Here is a 24,840-nt window from a genome sequence, read left to right as displayed (position 1 = left end):
TAGTAAGGATCGGTTTTATTTACGCTAACATTGGCCATGTCATCCTCTCTACATTTGCATTGAAATTAAACAACTTGCAAAATGAAAAAGTTAGCATTAGTAACCGGAGCCAATAAAGGAATAGGTTTTGAAACAGCGAAACAACTAGCAGCTCATAATATTAAAGTTTTATTAGGGGCAAGAAATGAAATCGAAGGCAAAAAAGCGGAAGCGGCCTTAAGGGAAGCATCATTAGATGTTATCTTTGTTAAACTTGACATCAGTAATCCGGCTGATATTGATAACGTTAGAAAATATATTGAAAGCGAATATGGTGTCTTGGACATTCTAATCAACAATGCAGCCGTATTTTTAGACGGCGTGTGGTTCGGAAATAACACGGAAACTGTACCCGTACAAACCCTGCGGGATACTTTTGATATTAATTATTTCGGTACCGTAGAGCTGACTCAGGCATTATTGCCCGCAATAAGAAAAAGCAAAGCGGGGCGTATTGTAAACATCAGCAGCTTGTCCGGTTCCTTTGGTGTTCATTTGGATAAAGAACATTGGTTATACGCTTTAAAACCTTATGCTTATAGTGCTTCAAAAACGGCATTGAACCAGTTCACAGTTTTTCTGGCTAATGCCCTTGACGCTTCCAAGATTAAAGTAAATGCAGTTAGTCCAGGTTGGGTGCAAACATCCATCGGTTCAGATCAGGCACCCTTAACTCCGGAAGAAGGTGCTAAGTCTGGCGTTGCCATGGCATTAATTGATGAGAATGGTCCAACAGGAACTTTTTCACAATCAGACGAATTTTTACCCTGGTAAATAGGAGGTAAGGTAAAACAGAATTGCATAATCACCTGGGACCAAGACCAAGGGGAACTATAAAAGCTAGGATACTTTACCATCCAGATTTTCCTGTATAGCATCCATGCGAATTATGAGGTGAGGTGTTTAAAGTTGATTCTTCAAAGAAGCGTTACTTGTAGAGGTGAAATTAAGCAATATTAAACTTGTCTTAAAATCACATCACGCAAACGCACTTCGTTTTCATCACCCCACTGCCCTAATGCTGCAATCACTGGGATTAATGTCCTACCAAATTCGGTAAGGCTGTATTCTACCTTTGGCGATACAACAGGAAAAATTTTTCTAGTCACCAGTTCGTGCTCTTTCAACTGAATATTCAAGACCCTACGCGAAGCATCTGGGATTTTGCGTTGCAATTCGCTTGGGCGTTTATGCCCCTCATTGATAAACCATAGCAAACGGATTTTCCATTTTCCGAAAAGTACTTCACCGATAAGATCAAATCCACAATTCAAATTCGGTATTATCTTTCTTTCGTACATTTTATAAAGTTACACCTATGTTCCATTTTGTGCAATAGGGGAAAAATTTATTCCTATCCGAATCGTAATTCCGTAATTGTGTAAACTGTTTTTACTCCCCAATTTTGTCCCGTAAACAATTCTTAAATATGGAACAATTTAATTTCAACAATGAGTTATTGGGCAAGATTTCCCTGGTAACGGGAGGGACAAAAGGAGCCGGAAGGGCAATTGCAGAAAGGCTCTTGCAAGCCGGCGCAACGGTTATCATTACCGCAAGGAACGCACCCGAAAAAGAGAACAGCAACCTACATTTCATTCCTTCCGATTTAAGTAAGGCAGAAGGAGTCCGAAAAGTAACCAGCGAAGTGCTGTCGACTTATGGAAGACTAGATATTTTGGTGAACAACCTTGGTTCTTCGCAAACACCGGCCGGGGGCTTTGCCTCCTTAACCGATGAAGATTGGGAATCCACCCTACAGGCAAACTTGCTTGCGCCTGTTCGACTAGACAGGGGATTTTTACCGCAGATGATTGCACAAAAAAGTGGTGTTATTATCCACATTGCTTCAATCCAGGGCAAATTGCCTTTATATGACTCCACTTTACCTTATGCCGCTGCAAAAGCGGGACTGATCAACTATAGTAAAAGCCTATCAAATGAAGTAACGCCAAAAGGTGTACGCGTACTGACTGTTTCTCCAGGATGGATAAAAACCACTGCAGTAAAAGGTTTTTTGGAAAGGATCGCCCAAGGATCAAATATTTCCATTGAGGAGGCCCAGAAAAGCGTAATGGATGCCTTGGGTGGCATACCCTTTGGCAGACCTGCAGAGCCGGAGGAAGTAGCTGAACTGGTCGGTTTTATAGTTTCGCCAAGAGCTAGTTATCTGACAGGAACTGAATTTGTTATCGACGGAGGCACCTTACCAACAATTTAATCATCTTTAAAAATTAAAAAAAAATGAACTTACCGAAAGTAATAACTAATCTAGTACAAGCGCAGAACAGTTTTGATAGTGTTGCTTATGCGAAATGTTTTTCAGAAACAGCACTAGTTTTTGATGAGGGCAGAACGCACAGTGGAAGAAAAGAAATAGAGCATTGGATAGCGGACGCCAACGAGCGTTACGAAGCCACCATGAAGGCCGTTAGTTTCGAAGAGAAAGAAACTGAAAGTATTTTAAAAGCAGAAGTTTCAGGAAATTTTCCAGGTAGCCCTATTTTAATGAGCTATCACCTGAAAATAGTCGATGAACTTATACAGTCATTGAAGATTATAGGATAAGTGGGAATGCCTAATTTTAGCCAAAAAAGTTCGATTGTCTCCCCCCTCAAGTCCACCGATTAAAACATAAAAGGCTACTGTAATGGTAGCCTTTTATGTTTTATCTCTAATTCAATGGAATATTAAGTTTCGTGCTTACGATCTTGACCTCACTATCATTCATTGCATAGAGATATAGTTTATAACTTGACGGATTCTCGGGAATGGTTAAGGTCATACTACTTCCCTCTCCCAGTTCTATCACATTAACAGGATTACCATAGGAATCAGTTTTCACAAGATTCCATTTAAACCTTAAGTTTGCCTCAGGCTTGGGTAAACTCCACTCGTTTGAATTTAAGACCAAAGCCCGGTATGTTACAGGCATATTCGCAAATATGGTTACCGAAGGCAACAATACCTTTATCATTGGCATCTTTGAAGGTAATTTTGAACCGGTCCATTGATTTGACAGCTCATAAAATTCAAACTTATTCTTTCCGGAGTAATCTTTAAGACCATCAAATGTGACAAACTGATTAGTCATTTCATCTTGCCAGTTGGCTATAAACACACCTGCTTTAGCACTCTTGTTCTTTAAATAATCTGAAGTATTTACCCTGCTAAAGAAATATGGCTCTTTGAAATTCTTTATTTCTGACAATGAAACAGAATCAGAATTCTTATCCGCAACCAAACCAAAATAGTCGATATCAGGAATCCTGCTATGAAGCATGGCGATATTCTTACCCAGATTATTGTTTGCATACAGATCTACGGTAACTGGTCTGCTCGGATCTATTTTCTTAATCTCCTTTACTAACTTATGCAACCATGAAATATATGCTTCCCGCGGGAAAAACAGATCTGGCATATAGTAATCATGCTCCAGTTTACGCAGAGGCGTATTTGCAATATTCCATAAAATGATGTCTTTTCTACCCTTTAATTCTGCTACAGTATTTAACACTTTATCCGCATAACTATCTAAAGCTTTTCTGTCGGCAATAAAGTCACTATTATCCGGCAGCCAATAACTGTAGGCTACTTTAAGTCCATTATCTTCAGCAACATTTAATACATTTCGGTCATATACACTTGGCCCAAAATACTTGATCGTATTGAAGCCTACTTTTTTCATTTCCAAAATATCAGCTACAATTTCTTTCTTCTTTAAAGCATGGTAATTGGTAGACCATATCTGACCTTTTGCATAATTAACCCCTCTTATCTCTGATAAAACCTGAGTGTTTATATTTTTTGTAGAACTTTCTGTGTTGTTTACAGCAGTTTCAATACCATTTGGATAATTTATCCAGCTTCGCTTTTTGTTGTATTTTTTTAATGCCAAACCTACTTTGGTAAAATCTTCAATTTTCCAATTCAGAGGCTTGCCAATAGCTGTGTCTATCGTGTTTCTATCTAAGCTACTGTTGAAGAATACAGCTGCTTTAATTTCCGGGAATTTACGTCTAATGCTTTTAAACGCATTTTGAAACCACTGATCTTGCTTACCCTCAGCTGGCAACGATCCCATTTCCGCAAGCATAACAGGTAAATCAGTTTTGAATAAAGGATTTTTGTGGAATGGCTGATAAAGCTGCTCCATACTGTACCAACTATTGCTACCATTTCTAGTACCGTAATTTAAATTAGTAACACCTATCCAATCCACATATGGCCTTCCAGGAAAATATCCCGACACCGCATCAGACTTCCAGGGATTCCAAACCCATATCGCGTTATAGGCACCATTTTTATTAAAATAGTCGTGAACGTATTTCCAGCCATCTTTAAACTCTTCTGCACTATTCCCTCCTTTAGCAGACCACGGATATTGTGGATTGTCTGCCTCGTGGGCAAACCGAATAAAAACAGGGCGTTTAAGCGATTTTATTTGCTTAGAAAAAGCATTTAAATAATCATCATAATCACCCTTTAGGATACGTGAGAACACCTTTTCTTCTTTCTGCCCTTCCTCAAAACTTTTTACTTTATCAAATAAACTTTGCCATGGTTCCCAACTAATCATTGGTATAGCGTTTGATTTGTAAATTGAATCTATCAGTGAGTTGGGCAGCATAGATTCAGCATGATCTCCCCATGGAATGTAAAGAGAAACTATACCAAAATGTAATTTACTCTGAATTTCGTATTGCTTAACAAGCTTTAAAGAAGTTAACCCGTTGCTTTTTTCGGGGGCAAATATCCCTGAAATAAATATGTCTTTATTATAATTATAAGGCAGTGGTTTTACCTCGTTGCCAGAGCGCGTATTTACAAAATAGATCGCCCCACAAACAATAAGTGTGGTAATCATTAATGCAGTACTCCTAACTCCACTATATATTTTTCTCCTGAGTTTCCAGAAGCGCGCTTTAAATTCCGAAACATAACTCATTGTTGAGTTTAGTACTGGTACTTTCCTCTTTAACTTCCTGAATTGACTTTGTCTGCTTGCAACAATTGTAAACGACAATATAATGCAATTAAGTCCTGCAAACCCCGCCATAATCAAATTGTAAGGGTTCCAGTCTTTATATAATCCAAATATAATTGAAAAGAGAGAGATTGCTATTACTGCTATATTGGGAATATTTAAACTCCAGTTATTTTCATCCCTACCATCTTTCGGCGTTGGGTTATAAGGAACTTTTTTGCGTAAAATCGTGTAGAATAATCCAATAATAAATATCCACCATGTCCCTATCATTAACAACCCCCCAACTACATGGAATCCGCGCTCTTCTTCTTCCATTACCCATCGCTGTACAAAATGCCTTATCAGGATTATTGACATCACCAGCGGGAAGCTAATTGTTATGAAATTAAAGAAAACGATATTTATAGGACTGGTATTAAAAACCAAAGAAAATATTGGTATCAAAAAATTAATAAGAAAAATGACACCCGATAGGTAATGCATTGGTATAATACCATAATGCAGCTTTTGCTGCCAGGTAAAATTCTTGAATAACTGGGGATAGGAAGTAACCAATAGTTCAAAAACACCTCTCGACCACTTTAATTGCTGACTATAATATGCAGATAAAGTACTTGGCACCAAGCCCCTTGCCAATACCGCAGGAACGTAAACTGATTTCCAACCCTTTGCATGTAACTGCATCGCAGTGTGCATGTCTTCTGCCAATCCGGCTGCGTGCCCACCGATAGAATCCAATGCAGAACGTCGAAAAGTGCAGTTTGCTCCAATAGCAAGCACAGTTCCATATTTATTCATGGTCATCATTATCGGGCCATAGAATTGAAATGTCTGCTGTGCCGCTCCCTTGGCTATTAAACTCTGGTCATAATTTTTATAGGATTGTACAATTTGCACAAATCCAACCTCAGGATTATTAAAATGGCTTACTATTGGGTCCAGAAAATCCGGAAAAGGAACATGATCGGGATCCAATACCACGCAAAGTTCTGCTGATGACTGCTTTAATGCATTATTGATGTTCCCGGCCTTTGCATTGATTTTCTTTATTCTGGTAACATGAACTACACCGAGTTCCTCACATATTTTTCTTAGATAAGGATCATCGGCCTCATCGCATAAAAAGGTGTTATGGGGATATTTAATTGCTTTAATAGCGATTAATGTTTCATTAATCATTTCATAAGGCTCTCCGGCACAGAAAGTCGTAAATATATCAACGGTATATATCTTTTCCGCTTTAGGTGTATCCGGTACAGTTATATAAAAGTAATGTATCCATTCGTGCACTATTTTAAGGCACATGAAAATTAGTGTGGCCATCAACATCCAGTATAATGGAATACTTTCGGCATCAGTTAAAAACAGCTCCCTAAGAAACAAAGCCATGCAAAGCATGCCAATGACAATCATTAAGCGTAAAGTGAAAGTCTGTTTTCTCGTTGGATTAATTACTGGCTCTACTATCTTCATCTGTTTTTAATACGTAGAATGGTGTATTACATGTTGCCACATAACCTTTATCGTCATAAACTGTTGCAAATATTCTATACGGTCCCTCTTTAATTGGAGTATTAAAGATAACCTTCAAATCCTGAGTGTGCTCAATAAGCCCCTTAATAAGTAAAGGTTTTTTAGTGTTGTTTACATTGTTGATTTTATACCAATCTTCAGGATAAATTTCCCAAACAATTCTTTTAACATTGACATCACCGTTTAACATCAATACTTCTGCGGTATTTTTCTCATTTGGCTTTAGAAATATATCATCTTTTGCCCCTTTACTGTTCAGGAGCATATAGTTTAATTTTGGTGCTGTGGTGGTCAATGGCTTGCCTTTCCAGATAGCTTCGGCAGCATCTACTACTTCCGTTTTGTTTCCTGCATCATCAAAAATACTAAACCAGGTATGTGTGGTTTCTTGTTTCTGTCCCCAGTAAAAAATAAATGAGCCCAGCAATCTTCCGTCATTTACAGGCATTTTCTCTTTATATCTGGAATAATATTGCTCAGCTTTTTTTGTACTTGTTTGCTCTATCTTAGCACCCCAGGCTGTTTCCGCAGTCCCGTCCCATGGGCCATCAATGCCCCATTCAGTTAACAGATAAGGTCCCTTCCAAAACCAGGAAAAGTCTTTTAACTCTTGACTTAAAGATTCTATTCTGCCAAAAATATTGAATGATATAATATCTACATTGGTTCGCATCTTAAGATTAAAGATCGTTTTACGCTGAAAGTTTATCATAGTAGTTGTAACCGGATGATCTGGATCATCACTATGGATCATATCAACGATATCATTAAATGCCCCGTAAAATTTATTATAAGAGGGCTTATGTGGAAAAACAAGCTCATTACCCACACACCACATTAGTACAGAAGGATTGTCTTTCACCCTGTTAACTAACTTTTTTATCGCTTTAAATTGGCTGGCGACCTTTGCATCGTCATTATAAAAGTACATGTGTTTGCTTTCAGGTATTGGTAAGCCAATGATGACAGCAATGTTTGCCTCGTTTGCCTTTTTCAGTATAGAGTCGATGTGGGTGGTATCCCATGTCTTGATGGTATTTCCCCCAAGTTCAGACAATAGGTCTAAATGTTCAGAACCGGCGGCGCCTTTAATAGCAAAGGGTTTCCCGTTTCTAAATAATTTAAAATCACCGTCCTTCTGCTCAATAAAAACTTTACCAGATCGTTTTGACCGGCTGTCTGAGCAAGCATACAGCGTACTTAAAAAGAGAAAAAAAAATAAATATTTTCTTAAAGTTAAGAGCATCCCAAGTTTATAATACGCTAAATATAACAAATCCCTGCAAACACTTAAAACTTAATTATTTTAAAGTAAAACTTTGTTTCAGTTCTGAACTGAATTTCTTTAATGAGTTTTTACTTATGCTCCAATCAGGAGCTTTTATATGGCCCCAGGCTTTCGGATTGTCGTATAAATTAAAGTAACATGCACCAAAAATCTGCTTGTCGTTTTGAATGGTTTTCGCAGCGTCTATTAACCATCTATCCTGATATTTCTCCGACCCCTTTACACCGAACTCAGTTATAAATATTGGTTTATTGAAGAACCTCATTCTATAGCTTTTACGTTGAAATATGTTGCTAAAAGCCTCCTGCATATTTTCATCAGTAATGTTTTTATCCGGTAAACCATATATAGCAATACTGATATAATCAACCACATCGTTGCCAGGGTACCAATCTGCCGAGCCTCTGTCTCCAGCTGGTCCCCAAACTCTTTGAATATTTTTAGGTTTCTCTTTTAAGAAATTCATAAAATACCTGAATGAATTTATGTATACCACGGGATCCTGGCTCTGCCAGGTATAACGATGAATAGGAATTTCCATTTCATGTGCCCAGCGCAGGTATACGGTTTGTTTAACATTGGCAATTACGCTGTAAAGTTTAGAAATCTCTTTATCATATTTTCCGTTTAACGTACTTTGCAGTACATTTGGATCAGGAAGATTACTGGTACTTTTCCAAGGTTCCATCGTTAAAATAACATCATGCTTTCTCGTAATAATCTCATTAAATTTCTTTAGAAATTCCCCTCGTTGTATTTCACCCCAATCAACAAATATATGCTCTACACCTATTTCCGGCTCATCTATTAGTTTCTTCATAGGGTCAAATACACCCAAGACTAAATTCTTTCTGATTTGATTGTTAACAAATGGCTCCTTAAAGTTTTCACTCGAATAAATGGTGTTTTTATATAAGTTTCTTTCTACTTCAATCTTTTTAAGAATGGAATCTGTTTTTTGAACATTCCCCATCCCATCTGCAGACAATATAAATACGGGTTTATCCATAAATCGGAGTCTATGAAGCTTAAATCTTAATTTATCTAAATCAGTTAAATTCGAAGGATATATGTTTGATAATTTTTCTCCACCACTGCCTAGTACAATGCTAATTAAATCAACATTATTCTTTCCTGGCCAGAATTCTGAATCACCTGGATATCCTGTAGGAGCCCAAACAATTTTAACCTTAGGGGCAAGTTTTTTTAAATGAACCGAAAAGTAGTTAAATGCATCTATATAAGTTGATGGGGATTGATACTGCCAGGGATATTGTTTTACAGGCACTTCCATTTCCGGGTTCCACCGTACAAAAACAGATCCTTTACTCAGGTTCGCTACATTCGCTAATGCTTTGATCTCTTTATCATAGCTGCCTTTCAGAACCTCATCAAGAACAGAAATACTTTCAGCATTAAAACTTGGCCAGGTCTCAATAGTAATCAGAACGTTCTTATTTTCTACTATTGCATTTTGCAAAGCTTTCCTATTAGAACTTAATGCAAAAGATTTCCATTTAATCGATACGTGTTTAATATTGTTTATCACATCAGACGGAACATCTTTCTTTTCATCATATACACCAACTAATTTCTCATACGACCTATCTCTAAATTCATTAACAACCATTGTTTTGAGCACCGGTTTGAAATACAGAAAACTACCAAAAAGCACAAGTAAAATTAATATAACAAAATAGTAGAGGCGTTTTTTATGTTTCATTTTATTTAACTGTAATAGTCCCGTTGTAGTCAGAAGGTGTAAATATAATTCTTTGTAACGATTATACTTCTCAACTCTTCTACCTGAATATATTTTAATTGATATTTAGTATATTAGTTTATCAAACTTCTCAAAATGACCTACAAAAAAACCATCACATTATCTGTATTGTTAAGTACAGTCGTTATGCTAAGCGCATTTATGCCGCAGGCCGACGAAAAGCCTACAAACCTGAAGGTTCTTCCTAAAGACATCAGTCATGATCAGCTTAAAGAAGTTATGGATGGCTTTAAAACAGCCTTAGGAGTAAAATGTAACTTCTGCCATGCAGCAAGAAAAGACGATCCTAAAAAACTAGATTTTGCCAGCGATGAAAAACCGGAAAAAGAAACTGCCAGAGATATGATGCGTATGACAATGAAGATTAATAAAAAATATTTTCACCCGATTGGCAGTAAAGACAAAGATGGAAAAGCTCTTTTAGCAATTTCCTGCATTACCTGCCACAATGGGAAGGAACATCCGGAAACAAAATAGAATGAATTAATTGTTGATTTTAGAAAGGTTTAAATTTCCTTTACGGCAATAACCTCAACCCAACCAATGTTTCCATTAGGCAACTCTACTTTAATCCAGTTGTTGTCGTTTTGCTTAATGGTAACTTTGGTTCCTTCATGAATCACAAAAAGTGTCTTTGACTTGTCATCAGGGCCACTCTTTACATTCACGGTGCCATTAAATACAATAGCCTGACTGCTACTATTAAGGTAACTGTTTTGTGTGCTTACTATAAAAATGGATAACAGTCCCAGAGCAAGTAGAATTATACCAGCGTAGAAAGCTGGTTTCTTAATTGAGATCGAAATGGCAAAAAGGTAAACAATCAATAAAGCAAAACCCAGCAGTAAAAACGCAACTGCGAACCCGGATAATGCTTGTGCAGAAAAAAACAGAAAGAAAGATTTCCACCACTTCGTCAGAAAAAATTCTGGTACTGATTCTATTTTATCGGCAATCTTTAAGTTAGCAAGCTGAAGATTTAAGCTAATTTCCTGATCTCCTGGCGTAACTTTGTATGCCTTTTCGTAATAAAGAATAGCAGGTGCCATCTCTCCCATTTTATAGTAGGCGTTACCCAGGTTAAAATATACCTCAGCTGATTTATACCCATCATTTAACACTTCCTGATAAGATTGTGCAGCCTCTTTATATTGTGCTTTCGCATACTGACTGTTACCCTTCGCAAACAGCGCCTCCGGATTCCCTTTGGCACACAAAAACAAAGGCGATATCACCAGCAGTATAAAACTGTAAAAAAAGTGGTTCAAGCGATTATGCATTGTCTTCTATATCGTTAATAATAGTTTTCGCCTTATCAAATACTTCTTGCTCAGATATACCAGAAATAGGTGCATATCTCGCCATTTCACAAAGGTCTAGCGTATCTGTTAATTGATCGATTATGGATTCATTAACAGTCCTTAACTTAAGCTGTTCCCCAATATTCTCTTTATTTAAATCCGCGGCAGAGATATTTAATTTATCGCTTAAATAACCATACAATCCTCTGTATACGTTCTCATAAAAAGCTTTTTTATCTCCGCTGATCAATTGCTTCTGGGCACTGGCCAGATGTTTAGCTGCAATTTTGTTGGCATTTCTACCCTTTACCTTTATAACATCTCTGTTGTTTTCTCTATACCATTTTCTATATCCAAATGCCGCTAAAAATAGAACAGGACCTGTACAAAGGAGCATATAATATAAAGCTGAACCATAAAAGCCTTCGCCATCTTTTGTTAAACCAGGGTTTCCTGTTTTAATATAAGCAATATCCTTTGCCAGCGTTTTAACATCCTGCTGTCCACCTGTTGCATAAGCGGTAACATTTGAACCTGGGTCGCCTTTTGCCACCTTTACGGGAAATGATCCGGATGTGAGGCTCACATATCTTCCCGTTGCTGGATTAAAATAAGAGAACTTTAACGGTTCAATTGTATAATTGCCTTCATGCCTTGGGATAAGTAAATAGCTATACTCCCTACTGCCGGAAACACCGGTCATGGTCTCTTTAATATCATCGTTTACCTTTGGATCATACTTTTCTATATCCGCCGGAAGGGTTAATTCCGGAGCCTTTAACAACTTTAAATTACCTGATCCGGTAATTTTAAGGGTATAGTTTAATGCTTCATTGGCTTTAACTGATGATTTATCTAAGTTAGCCCCAATAGAAAAGTTTCCAACGGCCCCATTAAAACCCTCTGGTTTGCCTGCTTCCGGCAAAGGTTTCACATTAATGGTAATTGGTGTACTTTTAATCTTGTATTTTGTATCCTTATAAGAACCTCCAAAAAACTGTTCAATAGGATCATTTGAAGGTGCAGCTTGCCTTACCACAAAAGTCATCGCCAAAGGATCGAGCGTGAGCTTGCCAAAACGCTCCGGAAAAAGAATAATCTGTTTCAGGGTTGCAACATGGTATTTTTCACCATTATAAGTTTCGATCTCCCACTGTACATTTTGGCTGTTATTTTTGATCTCCTGACTCCAGAAACCATTAAAATCCGGCAATTTATCAAGCGCATTGTCTACCAGATCAATATTGGTATATAATTTATAGGAAACTGAAAACTGCTCCCCGATATAAACATTGGTTTTATTTGCAACCGCTCTAAGGAATAACCGCTTTGAAATGTCTATACTATTTCCTTCCGCAACCTTATCTCCCTGAGGTACCGCATTTCGCTGATTCCCTTGAGGTACAGCCTTACCCTTTACTACTTTTATTTTAACAGAGTTTGACTTAACCTGTTTTCCATTCACAACAACAAGTGCCGGTCCTATAATATATTCACCTTCTTTAACCCCAACAAGATCATAACTAATAGACATGCTGGCTGTTGTGTTTCCATTAATAGATGAATAACTTGAGGATTGATTTGGCCCCCCAACGACCTGAAAGCCATTAAGGGCTGGTGGATTAAACGATTCTATATTGCCATTTACAGAAAAACTAATTTCAAATGCCTCTCCTGTACCCACCACACTTTTACTTACCGATGCAGTAACTTTTACATCCTGGGCACCAGATTTTATTCCATTGGCAAACAAGGCGCTTGTCCACAGCAGTAATACCGACAATATATAGTGTTTCATTTTCATTTTAGCGCAAAAATACTCAGTCTACCAGTCTTTAACAATACGGCCTTTTACACCTTTTGCTTTTTTATTTTTAAGCTTATCCTGAGTGTTCTTTTCCTCATTCTTTAAGGCTTCAAGCATTCTTTCAGCATCTTCTTTCGATAATTTATCAGGTTGCGGCTGTTGTCCGTCTTTCTGATCTTTTTTATCCTGATCCTGCTTGTCTTTATCCTTGTTCTGCTGATCCTTATTTTGCTGATCCTTATTATCCTTATTTTGATCTTTGTTCTGGTCTTTCTTATCCTGATCCTTTTTATTTTTATCCTTGTTTTTATCCTTATTCTGTTGTTGCTGCTGTTGTTTCAGCTTTTCCTGCGCATAAGCCAGGTTATACCTAGTCTCATCATCTTTAGGATTATTGATCAATGATTTTTTATAGGCTTCGATGCTTTCTTCCAGCTTTTTCGACTCTAGTAATGAATTGCCCAGATTGTGATATGCTTTGGCCTTAACCGCTTTATTCTCAGATGATGATGCAATATCTGTAAACTTCTGAGCAGCATTATCAAATTTCTTCTGCTTATACAAAGCATCCCCAAGATTAAAGTTTCCCTCCACAGAAGCCTTCGATTTATCTACCGATTCCCTGTAACTCGCCTCGGCCTCAGCATATTTCTTTTCCTGATACAGCTGATTCCCTTTATGGATATACTTCTTCTCTTTCTGAGCAAAAAGCAAAGTGCCTTGTAATAATATAAATATGATGATGATAAACTGCTTCATTATTTTCTTACTTCAAACAAATTCAACTCACTTAATTTCAGGTTCTTTTTACTTGAGATAAAGAATTCTATAACCAATAGTATTAAAGCAAACCCAAGAAAAAACTGGAACCTGTCTTCATAATTCTTAAATACTTTACTGTCAAATGTCTTTTGCTCCATTTTGCTGATCTGATTCATCACAATTCCCAATCCACTATTGGCATTCGAGGCCCTAACATAAACTCCGTTACCAGCTTCAGAGATCTCCTTACACATTTGCTCATTTAGCTTGGTGATAACCGTTTGCCCCTTTTCATCTTTTCTAAAGCCTGTTGGATTGCCATTCTGATAAATTGGAACCGGAGCTCCTTCTGCAGAACCGAGGCCAATAACATGTATTGCAACATTTTTTTCGGTTGCTCTTTTTGCAGAGGCAATAGCATCATCCTCAAAATTCTCTCCATCAGTCATCAGTACCATTGCTTTACTTGTTCCATTTACAAAATCAAAAGATTTCATACCCATATCAATTGCAGCACCAATTGCAGTTCCTTGTGTCGGAACGATATCTGTACTAATGTTATTCAGGAACAATTTAGCAGCAGAATAATCAGTTGTTATGGGCAACTGAACATAAGCCTCTCCTGCAAAAATGATAATCCCTATCCTATCGTTATGAAGGTTATCAATCAATTGTGATATTGCCCTTTTTGCATTTTCAAGTCTGTTCGGAGAAAGATCTCCTGCAAGCATACTATTGGAAACATCAAGCAGGATCATTAAATCAGCGCCGCTCTTTTTACCCTCTTCCACCTTAGTTCCAATTTGAGGATTGGCAGCACCAATAACTAATGATGCAAAAGCAACGGTAAAAAAGATAAACTTTAATCCCGGTCTGGTAAAAGAAACCTCTGGGATCATTTTCCTTACTGTAGCTTTATCGCCAAGACTGGCCAGCGCCTTTCTTTTCCACCGGCGCACCAGAAAAAAAATCAGGATAAACAATGGAATGGCAGCTAGCCCCCATAAAAGCGCTATGTGTTCAAAACGTAACATATATTAAGTTAAAGCTCCTTTAAACAATGTATTTCTTAATCCAAATTCAACCAGCAAAAGAGCCAGCGCAATCAATGCAAAAGGCAAAAAACGCTCTGTTTTCTTATGATACTGTGTAACAGCGATCTTTGCTTTTTCTAATTGATCAATTTGCTGATAAATCTCTTTTAGCTTATCGTTATTTGTAGCACGGAAGTACTTACCTCCGGTAATTTTTGCGATACTGGAAAGCGTTCCTTCATCAATGGTAACAGGAACTTGCTGATACTGTATACCAAAAGGTGTTTTTACAGGATAAGGTGCATATCCTTTAGTACCCACCCCAACTGTATAAACACGCACGTTCATTTGCTTGGCAATTTCGGCAGCAGTTACCGGAGGTATTGAACCACCCGTATTAGAGCCATCCGTAAGCAAAATAACCACCTTACTTTTTGCCTCGCTATCTTTTAAGCGATTAACAGCTGTTGCAAGGCCCATTCCTATCGCCGTACCATCTTCAATCATTCCATTATTAATTCCTTTAAATAAGTTAATTAATACATCATGATCAATGGTAAGCGGGCACTGCGTAAAACTTTCGCCGCTAAATACCACAAGACCTATCCGGTCATCGGGCCTGTCTTTTATAAAGTCTATAGCAATATTTTTTCCTGCCTCCAGCCTGTTTGGCTTTAAATCTTCAGAAAGCATACTTCCGGAAATATCAGTAGCAATAACAATATCTATTCCTTCTGTTGTTGTATTTTGCCAACTTAATGCACTCTGGGGTCTGGCCAGGCCTATAATTATTGCAATAAGGGCTAATGATTTCAATGCAATGCTATAATGCCGTAAAACACCATAGCCGCTTTTCTTTACACCCATAAAGGCCTTAACAGACGATATGCGCATTGTACCCTGAAGCTTCTTATTGCGCCAGATGTACCAGGCAATCATTAAAGGTACCAGCAGTAGTAACCAGAAAAACCCTGGATTAGCAAATTCGATTCCACTAAACAGTTTCATTTTGCGCTTTATTATCGGGTAATTGATTAATCTCTTTAGTGTTGGTCACAAAACTGATTGCATTCTCGATACTTTGCTCGTTTTCTGCGTTTAAAGGCATCCCTTTAGCAAACTTCACAAGATCGGCCAGCATTAATATCTGACGTAATTTACTCCTGTTTTGATCCGTAATTTCCATATGTCTTAAACCTGCAAAAATCTCTTCAGAGGTTTGCTCAAGTGCCTTAACATGATAGCGTTTTTCAAGATACTCTCTCAATATATCAGTAAGTTCAATATGGTATTGTTTAACCTCATCCTGCTGCCATAATTTTTTATCTCTTAAAACGGCTAGCTTATTTAATGCGGTTACATCTGCAGGTACCAATGGCTTAACCTCCACCTTAACCGGTTTGTTCTTCCTTTTCTGCCATAGGTAATAGATCACCCCTGCAATCAGTAAAATTATCACGAACGACAATAATACCCACTGCCAATGGTCCCTTAGCCAATCTAAAAAGGAATATTTTACTGCAAGGGGCTGCTTTATGTCATAAATGGCCTTTGTAGTATCAACAGCAACAGCAGTAACCTGTAAGGGCAAAGGATCGGTTTTAAAACTTTGCGTGTTTACCTGGAACAAGAAAGCCGGAACGGCCTGCAATCCAGCATCAAAAGAAGTGATTGTATATTGGCGACTAATTGTAGCCACTTTAGGATTATTCTTATCTGCTATAGTATCGGTTTTGCCAACCTCTACAATCTGTATTTTAGAAGAAATGGTATCTGCCAATGCAGGAAAACTGATTTTCTCATTTACCGGCAATCGGGCACTTAAGCGCAAAATTGTCTGGTCTCCCAAAACAATGGTCGACTTATCTAGTTTAGCCTCTACCTTTATATCCTGAGCATTACTTTTATAAGTAAAGCAAGCCAGGCATAGCATTAAACACCAGCTAAAATTAAAATATTGCTTCATATCCCCTACCTTCTGGCTTCGCGTTTTTTAAATAATGTCATTAATGGTTTAATATATGACTGATGGGTTCCAATTTTTGTAAAATCTACTCCTGATCTCTTAAAAAGATCTTCTAGTTTCCCATTTCTCTCCATTGCTGCAACTTTATAAGCCTGTCTAACACGTTTATCCCCAGTATTTACCCACTCGTACTCACCGGTTTCTTCATCCCTAACAGGGATAAGTCCCAGATTAGGAAATTCTTCCTCATGCAAGTCATATAACCTAAGTGCGATAAGATCGTGTTTTCTGTTGGCTATTTTAAGTTCATTCTCAAAAGAATTACTCATAAAATCAGAGATCAGAAAGGAAGTGCATCTTTTGTTAATAGCGCTGGTAAAGTATCTTAAAGCTTCAGCTACATTTGTACCCCTGTTCTGAGGTTTAAAATCTATCAGTTCCCTGATGATCATCAAAATATGACTTCTTCCCTTTTTAGGAGGGATGAACTTTTCTACCTTATCGCTAAAAAACAATACACCTACCTTATCATTGTTCTGTATAGCAGAAAATGCCAGCACAGCACATACCTCGGTAGCAAGTTCTTGTTTTTGCTGGGTCTGCGTTCCGAAATTCTTAGACCCGCTAACATCAACAAGTAACATCACTGTCATCTCCCTTTCTTCGTCAAACACCTTTACATAAGGGTGATTAAAACGGGCAGTAACATTCCAGTCGATGGTACGAATCTCGTCACCCATCTGGTATTCCCTGACTTCACTAAAGGCCATACCCCGGCCTTTAAATGCCGATTGATATTCTCCCGAGAAGATCTGATTACTTAACCCACGGGTTTTAATTTCAATCTTTCTTACTTTTTTTAAGAGATCTTTGGTATCCATAAGCTATGGTACTTCTACTGCATTCAATATTCCTGTAATGATGGTTTCTGTATTAATATCTTCCGCCTCAGCCTCATAGGTCAAACCTATTCTATGTCTTAAAACATCATGGCAAACAGCTCTTACATCTTCTGGAATCACATATCCTCTTCTTTTTATAAAAGCATAGGCTTTTGAAGCCAAGGCAAGATTTATGCTTGCGCGTGGTGAGGCTCCAAAACTGATCAGGTTTTTATAATCTGCCAGTTTATATTGATCCGGGTAACGGGTAGCAAAAACGATATCGATAATATATTGCTCAATTTTTTCATCCATATATACTTCCCTTACAACCTTCCTTGCTCTGATGATATCATCAGGATGTAGGATAGCTTTTGGTTTTGGCATTCCCTGAGGGGCAATATTTGCTCTCATGATCAGCTTTTCATCTTCCTTTTTAGGATAGCCGATCACTACTTTAAGCATAAACCTATCAACCTGTGCCTCTGGCAATGGATAAGTTCCTTCTTGTTCTATTGGGTTCTGGGTTGCTAAAACCAGGAAAGGTTTAGGTAATTCAAAAGTAGTGTCTCCAATAGTCACCTGGCGCTCTTGCATAGCCTCTAATAAAGCACTCTGCACTTTTGCCGGTGCCCTGTTGATCTCATCTGCAAGGATGAAATTAGAGAACAAAGGACCTTTTCTAACAATAAATTCTTCTTTTTTCTGATTATAGATCATAGTACCTACCAAATCGGCCGGTAAAAGATCTGGTGTAAACTGGATTCTGCTGAAGCCTGCATCAATAGTTTTAGATAAGGTATTGATTGCAAGTGTTTTTGCAAGTCCGGGTACGCCCTCTAACAAAATATGTCCGTCTGCAAGCAGACCGATCATTAAGCGCTCTACCATATATCTTTGGCCAACAATCACTTTATCCATCTCCATAAAAAGCAGATCGATAAATGCGCTTTCCTTTTGTATCATTTCGTTCAGCGCACGGATATCAGTGCCATACGCCAAGCTGTCAGTGGTATTATTTACTTCTTCCATTTAGACCATTTATTTTCGCTGCGAAAATTAGACAAACCTTAACCCTTTCGCAAGCCCTTAAAACCTGTTTATTGTTAAAATATGTTAAAACTCACATTTAACGTTGTTAATTTTAGTTCATAGGCACTGTAGCGTTTCAGTATCTTATCCCGTTTCTATTGTGCACGCTAGTTAGATTTCGGGGATAGATCTTAGGACCTATCTCCGATTCTTTTTTATATTTACCGAAAAATATATCATATGCTAGCTCATCACGTATTATTCTGGCTTAAAGCCGACACTACCGAAGAACAAAAAGTTGCCTTCAGAAAAAGCCTGGAAACCCTTAAGGGTGTAGAATCTGTAAAAACATTACATATCGGTACACCTGCACCTATTGAACGCGCAGTTGTTGATACTACTTATACCTTTTCACTTAGCATCTTCTTTGAGGATCTTGCCGGACACGATGTTTATCAGGTACACCACTTACATACCGCTTTTTTAGATGAATTCCGTAGTCTTTTTGAAAAAGTAATCATATACGACGCACAATAATTCAAAGCGCATTTGTTATGCTGAATTATTAATCGTTCGTCATTCTGAATTTATTTCAGAATCCAACTCATGGTATTAACAGACCTGCTTAAACGAGATTCTGAAATAAATTCAGAATGACGAGTGTATTATCTCACTTCAACACCAATCATGTTGCTGTTTCTTCCCCCTAAAAAAGGCTCTGTCCTTAAAGAAAAGATCATTTTATATTTCCCTGCCTGAACCGGCGCTTTTATCACTCCCTCTATTTCTACAGGCGCTCCTGCCCCAATCTGAATATGCTCCAAATTCATTACAACAGGTTTAAACTCACTTAGCGTATCATCCTTTTTAAACCCGTATTCCAGGTAACATTTCCAGGTTTCCCCCTTATTGCCCAATGAAATGGGCTCATTGTAAGGATTAGTTATCTTCAATTTCAAAGTCTTAGCCTCTCCGCTCTTCCAATCTCCCGGAGCTACAACCGGATTCACAGATACCTTCTGATACATTCTTACCTTATCTATCCATGCTCCATAAAACACGCCTTTACTTGTGTTAATAGTATCTTGTTTGGCCTGATCACCATGACTATCAGGTATTACAAAATAAACCTTCTTGTTCCTAAGGCTATCTTCTAAAGGCCATATATCGTACTGGTTTTTCCTGTAATATCTTGAATCATAGCTAAAACCCTTTGTGCTGCGGTTATAATAATTATATCTCGATGGAGTTTGAAACGAGTTGTAAAATATTACCGGATAATCACCGGCCTTTTCATGGATTTGTTTAGCCCACTTCTCCGTTCCAAAATAATACGCAACAACATTTACCTTCATTAAAGCATCTATCGGGATGATCAATATCAGCCGCACCAAAACAATTAATGCAATATTAACGATAGCGAGTTTCTCAAACCATTTAGGCACAGGCTTTCTGGCCATAGCAATATAAGCCAGAATAAACAGGCATAACATGGCAGGTAATGTCCAGTGGGCCTCTACTCTTCCCTTTAGGGTGCTAAACAAAAAGAATATAAATATTCCGTAAAAATTAAATTTAACTGCCCTAAGAAAGGTATCTGAGGATTTCAAACCCACTACCGATTTATATAAAAACCAACCAACAAGCGGGCCGGCAAGTGCAAGCTGTGCAAGGAAGTATTCTGAAGTAAAATTAAACTTATAAATAGCCGCAGATCGATCTATCACATGGTAATAAAATGACGGGTAATTATTATGAACCTGCCACAGTATATGCGGCAGATAAGCAACTATAGATATGACTACAATAAGCCAGAAAGATGGCCTTTTTAATAATTTAAGATTAGACAATATGGTAAAAAACAAAACCAATATGCCATGGTACTTACTGAAAAGTAAGCAGGCAATAACCAGGGCCAATAGCAAAGCCCATTTAATCTTATTCTCAGCTTCGTAACGTTGATACACATAAAAGAACAATACCGTAAAAAAGAAGAGAGGAGAATCTGGTGTGGTGATAAACCCATATACATGGAACAGTACTATTGCTGAAAACAGCAGAATAAAGAGCTTTATATTTTGGACATAACGACCTACAATTTGCCACAGCAAATAAACAGAGAGCGTGCTTGTTATAACCGTTAATATCCTCAATCCAAGGGTAGAAGGCAATAATGAATCGCCTATTTTAATAAACAGGGCAACCATTGGCGGATGATCAAAATACCCCCAGTCTAAAAATCTCGAATAAACCCAGTAATAAGCCTCATCAGCATGAACCTCTACAAAACCAGCCTGAATGATATTAAATACAGTCCATATTCCCAGAAATATAAACAATATCTGTTCAGAACTTTTTTTTGTTTGCAGCATTAGCAGTAGGGTTTATCCAGTAAATGTGTAAAGATAGTTTGCAAAAAAGTTCCACAATGAAACCAATACTATTGCACAGGCTTTGGCAACATAAAAATTCCATTTCAACTTATCATTCAGCAAATAAATAATCATATTACTAATCGCCAATCCTACCAACGAAATCACAAAGAACTTACCAAACTGAATAATGCTGGCGGGATTATGATTATCAAAAGTCCAGTATCTGTTAAGTGTGTAGTTAGACCCTGTTGCTACTATAAAACCCAATGAATTGGATATATACTTATGAATCTTTAATTTTTCTTTACAGAGATAAGTAATACCAAAATCAACAATAAGACCTGAGAAACCTACCAACCCGAATTTTAAAAACTTGAAAAAGAAAGCACTATTAAATTCAATGGCCGCTATTGGTGTCATGTTGTTACTTTTTGCAGAAACAAACATAATAATCTGTAATGGAAAAGCCTGTAATAAATGGTTAATTAAGGTTAAATTTATCATTATTGATCTTTACAACGTTCGATGTAAAGACAATTCCTACTATTAAAATACCAATAAGAATAGCTAATGCAACTTGTAAAGTCGAGTACAGTTTGCTACCTGAAACCATAAACGCTGAATCTTTAATTAGTTCCTCACCAACCTGGGTTTGTATCCTCATTAATTCAGATAATTTTTGAATCGTGCCTTTTGACGAAGCTCTTCCCTCTTGTGCATAAAGTTTCCTGGCACTGGAAATATCTCTTTTATCAGCAAATGCCATGATTTGATCTTCAATCTTCCCTGTACTTTCAAGACCATCTTTTAAAACAATCAGCTTTTCCTTTTCCTGTTTAACCAGAAAAGTTTTCTCATACTTTTTAATTAAAGAATCTATTGCCCTGTTGTACGATGCAAGCTGGGCTTTAAAAACAGCGGGATTAAAAGATTGCTCATAAGCTGTATTCAAAAAATCCTCGATCATCGATTTCTTTGCATAAGCATTCTCAGCAACGTAAAATAAGTCTGTAGCTGGAATAAGGCGATCGTTATACATCGAAACAAATGACTCATTCATGCTTTTAACACTCTTATCTTCCAGAAACCTGATCAGTATTGTGCACGCCATTATACAAAATAACAGCACTGCAATTTTCATTTTTTGTTTAATAGAGTAAGCAAATCTCATATCAGTAAGTTCAGGTTAGCATCTAAAATTGTTCTTCAGCAGGAGAAGAGAATAGGTTTTGTGCAAAATTTACTAAAAATAATTCTTTTTTCGCTCTTGTTACCCCAGTATAAAGCCATCTTAGGAAATCCATATCGATCATCTCTTCCGTTAAATAACCTTGATCCACAAATACAGCATCCCATTGCCCGCCCTGGGCCTTATGGCAGGTTACCGCGTAAGCGAATTTAATTTGTAGTGCATTATAATATGGATCTTCTTTAATTTTATTTAAACGATCTCTTTTGTTGCTTATATGATCATAATCCAGATTAAGCCCTTCAAAAAGCTTATTGCTTTGCTCATAAGAAAGGTTTGGTGTTTCTGCAGTCAGCGTATCCAATATAACTTTGCAGGTAACCTCCCCTGCTTCCGGGAAATCAAGAAATTCTAGCTGAACTTCGCAAAACCGAAAACCATAGCGCTCTTCAATACCCCTTACCCTGCGTATCCTGGCCATGTCTCCATTTGCGATAAAAGCAGCCGACTCATTCTCCGGCAGCCAGAAATAGTTATTCCGAACTACCATGATCTGATCGCCCCCTGTCAGCTCTTCTTCACGGTACAATAGTCTGGCTCTGATCTGCTGATTATAAACATTCGCAGACTTATTAGATCTGCAAACTACAAGTGAATTCTCTATACCGAACTTGTTATAGGCGTATTCCAATCCTTCAACTAGTTTTACGCCCGTCATTCTAAAAATATCTTTATAGTTTTTAGTGATGAACTTTGGCAGCTCAACCTTTTCTGTCTCACTGTCATCATTAATCAGTTTTCTAAGCATAGTAGCATTGGCCAATATCCCCGATTTCTTTTCCTGACGCACCACCTCTTTTAGCTCCACAGCCGTTACCCTCATCCCAAAATTTGAAGCAATGTATTCTTTATTTAATGCCGGACTATCCAGACTTCCAACCGGTGGCAACTGGGCAGTATCGCCCACAAAAACAACTGCACAATTTTTTCCGTTATACACAAACTCCATCAGGTCTTTTAAAAACGACGAACCCGTTTGCGTATTCCACTCGTCGGCAATCATAGATGCCTCATCAATGATAAATAAAGTATGCTCTGCCAGGTTTGGGGCCAACTGGAATGACATATCAGTAGCTACTGCAGTTTTTTTTCTATAGATCTTTTTATGAATGGTTAATGCTTTTCTGCCGGTATAGTTGCTCATTACTTTTGCAGCCCTTCCCGTAGGAGCCAACAAAACAGCGCGTAAAGTAAACTTAGGTAAAGCCTTTACCAGCGCGGCTACCGAGGTAGTTTTACCTGTACCTGCATACCCCCTTAGTATGAAACACTGACCATCTAATTGATGTGACAAAAAAGAAGCCATTTCACTGCAAAAAGTAAACTGTTCTGCAGTAGGAGTAAATTGATAAGACTGGGCTATTAGGGTCGCTTTATCCATTTAACAAATATGCAATGGTGATGTTATAGAAAAAAGGATTAATTTTGTTCATATGAACAGCAAAAATAGCATATTATTAGTTGATCCGGAGTTTGACCCGAATACAGCGGCAGACTGCAACCTGTTAATAAAAATTACTGCCGATAGTTTTTCGTATGCCATTATAGACAAGAGCAACAATCAGTTAAAGGCAGTTTACGACCAGCAGGAATGTCAGAATGTAAGCAAAGCGCTTTCCGAAAAACTAAGGACAGACAGCTATTTAAGTTTGCCATTTAAAGAAATTAAGGCTTCGGTACATACCGAGAATTCAATAGCCATACCCAATGACTTGTTCAATGAGCAGAATTTAAACGACTTCGCAAAATTCTTTGCAGAAGAACAATCTAATAACCTTTACACCCAGCCTTTTGCCAATTTTGGTTTCACATCCATCTTTACACTAAATAAGTTCATAGAAGAAACCTTAAATGTTTCGCTGTCAAACTGCAAACTATTTGATCATGCAGCACCTGTTTTATCGCTTTCCAAAGACAATGAAAAGCTTAGCCTGGTACTTGATTTTACTGTGGGCTCATTTAATGTAATATATACCGATGGCGGTAAACTGATATTCCAAAATTATTTTCAAATCGAGAACGCTGAGGAATTTAACTACTACCTGCTTTTCATTATCAATCAGCTTAATATAGACACCTCAAAAACTGACATCTACCTTAGTGGAATCATCAACGACGGAGATAGTCAATACAAATGCATTGAAAAGTACTTCAAAACCATCAATTTCATCCCGACAACCGGTAATGAAGTTGACAAAAAAATTTTAGATGACATGCCTGCTCATTATTACAGTAGTCTATTAGCCCTTGATCAATGCGGATAATTGGTGGAAAATTAAAGGGTATTCGCTTTAATGCACCCGAAAGCTTGCCGGTAAGGCCAACAACAGATATGGCCAAAGAGGCTCTTTTCAATATCCTTTACAACACTTATGACTTTGATAGCTGTACCGTTCTTGATCTATTTTGTGGAACAGGAAACATCAGCTTTGAATTTGCATCAAGAGGCATTAAACAGGTAACAGCGGTTGATAAACACTCTGGCTGTATTTATTGGGTAAAATCTGTTATCGAAAAACATCAGTTAAATGAAATTGATGTGCAAAAAGCCGATGTATTTAAGTTTCTGCAAAGTCACACCAAATCCTATCAGATCATTTTTGCTGATCCACCTTATGATTTGTCAACCATTCCATTAATTCCGGAGCTGGTAATGAAAAATAACCTGTTAACAGATAATGGTTTGCTTATAGTAGAACACCCATCACTATTAAAATTAAACAATCAGCCCGGTTATACCGAAACCAGAAGATATGGCAACTCTTCATTTAGTTTTTTTGAAAAGCCCTCCAATTAGTAT

At 37.6% G+C, this 24,840-nt stretch carries 23 protein-coding genes; 7 read left to right on the top strand and 16 right to left on the bottom strand.

Annotated features, from left to right (window positions below):
• Positions 1-81 precede the first annotated feature (81 nt).
• Positions 82-813 carry an SDR family oxidoreductase gene (locus tag HQN86_RS04005; RefSeq protein WP_172659735.1) on the top strand — a complete coding sequence of 244 codons (732 nt, stop codon included), beginning with the start codon at positions 82-84 and terminating at the stop codon, positions 811-813.
• Between the two features lie 182 nt (positions 814-995).
• On the opposite strand, the gene HQN86_RS04000 is transcribed toward HQN86_RS04005, so the two are convergent.
• Entirely contained in the window at positions 996-1,340 is a 345-nt protein-coding gene (locus HQN86_RS04000; protein WP_172659734.1) for a winged helix-turn-helix transcriptional regulator, read from the bottom strand.
• 128 nt (positions 1,341-1,468) lie between these two features.
• Between HQN86_RS04000 and HQN86_RS03995 the strand changes: the two genes are divergently transcribed.
• Positions 1,469-2,260, top strand: a complete 792-nt coding sequence (locus HQN86_RS03995; protein WP_172659733.1) for an SDR family oxidoreductase — start codon at positions 1,469-1,471, stop codon at positions 2,258-2,260.
• Positions 2,261-2,283: 23 nt separating this feature from the next.
• Positions 2,284-2,607, top strand: a complete 324-nt coding sequence (locus HQN86_RS03990) for a nuclear transport factor 2 family protein (RefSeq protein ID WP_172659732.1) — start codon at positions 2,284-2,286, stop codon at positions 2,605-2,607.
• A gap of 106 nt (positions 2,608-2,713) precedes the next feature.
• Here HQN86_RS03990 and HQN86_RS03985 read toward each other — a convergent pair whose 3' ends face one another.
• The 3 genes from HQN86_RS03985 to HQN86_RS03975 are packed head-to-tail and all read right to left on the bottom strand — an operon-like array spanning position 2,714 to position 9,573.
• Complete coding sequence (locus tag HQN86_RS03985) at positions 2,714-6,502, bottom strand: glycosyltransferase family 2 protein (protein WP_172659731.1); 3,789 nt, start codon at positions 6,500-6,502, stop codon at positions 2,714-2,716.
• Positions 6,477-7,808 (bottom strand): glycoside hydrolase family 2 TIM barrel-domain containing protein, encoded by a 1,332-nt coding sequence (locus tag HQN86_RS03980; protein ID WP_172659730.1) that lies wholly within the window; start codon positions 7,806-7,808, stop codon positions 6,477-6,479. The genes HQN86_RS03985 and HQN86_RS03980 overlap by 26 nt, the downstream gene beginning before the upstream one ends.
• A gap of 55 nt (positions 7,809-7,863) precedes the next feature.
• Complete coding sequence (locus HQN86_RS03975) at positions 7,864-9,573, bottom strand: glycoside hydrolase family 26 protein (protein WP_172659729.1); 1,710 nt, start codon at positions 9,571-9,573, stop codon at positions 7,864-7,866.
• A gap of 135 nt (positions 9,574-9,708) precedes the next feature.
• Between HQN86_RS03975 and HQN86_RS03970 the strand changes: the two genes are divergently transcribed.
• Positions 9,709-10,110, top strand: a complete 402-nt coding sequence (locus HQN86_RS03970; RefSeq protein WP_048906729.1) for a c-type cytochrome — start codon at positions 9,709-9,711, stop codon at positions 10,108-10,110.
• Positions 10,111-10,139: 29 nt separating this feature from the next.
• Here HQN86_RS03970 and HQN86_RS03965 read toward each other — a convergent pair whose 3' ends face one another.
• The 8 genes from HQN86_RS03965 to HQN86_RS03930 are packed head-to-tail and all read right to left on the bottom strand — an operon-like array spanning position 10,140 to position 18,416.
• On the bottom strand, positions 10,140-10,913 hold the full coding sequence (locus HQN86_RS03965; protein WP_172659728.1) for a tetratricopeptide repeat protein: 774 nt from the start codon (positions 10,911-10,913) through the stop codon (positions 10,140-10,142).
• Positions 10,906-12,732, bottom strand: a complete 1,827-nt coding sequence (locus HQN86_RS03960) for a BatD family protein (RefSeq protein ID WP_246269419.1) — start codon at positions 12,730-12,732, stop codon at positions 10,906-10,908. Before HQN86_RS03960 ends, HQN86_RS03965 begins: the two co-directional genes overlap by 8 nt.
• A 27-nt stretch (positions 12,733-12,759) precedes the next feature.
• The gene (locus HQN86_RS03955) at positions 12,760-13,500 is read right to left on the bottom strand and encodes a tetratricopeptide repeat protein (protein ID WP_172659726.1); all 741 of its coding nucleotides are present in this window, start codon (positions 13,498-13,500) and stop codon (positions 12,760-12,762) included.
• A complete protein-coding gene (locus HQN86_RS03950; RefSeq protein ID WP_172659725.1) occupies positions 13,500-14,537 on the bottom strand; it encodes a vWA domain-containing protein in 1,038 nt (345 codons plus the stop codon). Before HQN86_RS03950 ends, HQN86_RS03955 begins: the two co-directional genes overlap by 1 nt.
• Before the next feature lie 3 nt (positions 14,538-14,540).
• Positions 14,541-15,545, bottom strand: coding sequence for a vWA domain-containing protein (locus tag HQN86_RS03945; RefSeq protein ID WP_200869908.1), 1,005 nt, complete (start codon positions 15,543-15,545; stop codon positions 14,541-14,543).
• Entirely contained in the window at positions 15,532-16,503 is a 972-nt protein-coding gene (locus HQN86_RS03940) for a hypothetical protein (protein ID WP_172659724.1), read from the bottom strand. The genes HQN86_RS03945 and HQN86_RS03940 overlap by 14 nt, the downstream gene beginning before the upstream one ends.
• A gap of 5 nt (positions 16,504-16,508) precedes the next feature.
• Positions 16,509-17,384 (bottom strand): DUF58 domain-containing protein, encoded by an 876-nt coding sequence (locus tag HQN86_RS03935; protein ID WP_172659723.1) that lies wholly within the window; start codon positions 17,382-17,384, stop codon positions 16,509-16,511.
• A 3-nt stretch (positions 17,385-17,387) separates the two neighbouring features.
• Positions 17,388-18,416 (bottom strand): AAA family ATPase, encoded by a 1,029-nt coding sequence (locus HQN86_RS03930; RefSeq protein ID WP_172659722.1) that lies wholly within the window; start codon positions 18,414-18,416, stop codon positions 17,388-17,390.
• Between the two features lie 240 nt (positions 18,417-18,656).
• On the opposite strand from HQN86_RS03930, the gene HQN86_RS03925 reads away from it, so the two are divergent.
• Positions 18,657-18,953: a Dabb family protein gene (locus tag HQN86_RS03925; RefSeq protein ID WP_172659721.1), complete on the top strand. Its 297-nt coding sequence runs from the start codon at positions 18,657-18,659 to the stop codon at positions 18,951-18,953.
• Positions 18,954-19,081: 128 nt separating this feature from the next.
• Here HQN86_RS03925 and HQN86_RS03920 read toward each other — a convergent pair whose 3' ends face one another.
• The 4 genes from HQN86_RS03920 to HQN86_RS03905 all read right to left on the bottom strand — a co-directional run bounded on the left by HQN86_RS03920 (position 19,082) and on the right by HQN86_RS03905 (position 23,421).
• A complete protein-coding gene (locus HQN86_RS03920) occupies positions 19,082-20,788 on the bottom strand; it encodes an ArnT family glycosyltransferase (protein WP_172659720.1) in 1,707 nt (568 codons plus the stop codon).
• 12 nt (positions 20,789-20,800) lie between these two features.
• On the bottom strand, positions 20,801-21,211 hold the full coding sequence (locus HQN86_RS03915) for a GtrA family protein (RefSeq protein ID WP_172659719.1): 411 nt from the start codon (positions 21,209-21,211) through the stop codon (positions 20,801-20,803).
• Positions 21,212-21,272: 61 nt separating this feature from the next.
• Complete coding sequence (locus tag HQN86_RS03910) at positions 21,273-21,932, bottom strand: MCP four helix bundle domain-containing protein (RefSeq protein WP_246269417.1); 660 nt, start codon at positions 21,930-21,932, stop codon at positions 21,273-21,275.
• Between the two features lie 52 nt (positions 21,933-21,984).
• Positions 21,985-23,421: an ATP-dependent DNA helicase gene (locus HQN86_RS03905; protein ID WP_172659717.1), complete on the bottom strand. Its 1,437-nt coding sequence runs from the start codon at positions 23,419-23,421 to the stop codon at positions 21,985-21,987.
• Positions 23,422-23,473: 52 nt separating this feature from the next.
• Here HQN86_RS03905 and HQN86_RS03900 point away from each other — a divergent pair, with 52 nt between their 5' ends.
• Entirely contained in the window at positions 23,474-24,304 is an 831-nt protein-coding gene (locus HQN86_RS03900) for a DUF3822 family protein (protein ID WP_172659716.1), read from the top strand.
• On the top strand, positions 24,295-24,837 hold the full coding sequence (locus HQN86_RS03895; RefSeq protein ID WP_172659715.1) for an RsmD family RNA methyltransferase: 543 nt from the start codon (positions 24,295-24,297) through the stop codon (positions 24,835-24,837). The genes HQN86_RS03900 and HQN86_RS03895 overlap by 10 nt, the downstream gene beginning before the upstream one ends.
• The last annotated feature ends 3 nt before the right edge of the window (positions 24,838-24,840 follow it).

This window comes from Pedobacter panaciterrae (assembly GCF_013204795.1).
Taxonomy (GTDB): domain Bacteria; phylum Bacteroidota; class Bacteroidia; order Sphingobacteriales; family Sphingobacteriaceae; genus Pedobacter; species Pedobacter panaciterrae.
Note: the sequence above shows the minus strand (reverse complement) of the source record. Positions and strands in the feature narration are given on the sequence as shown.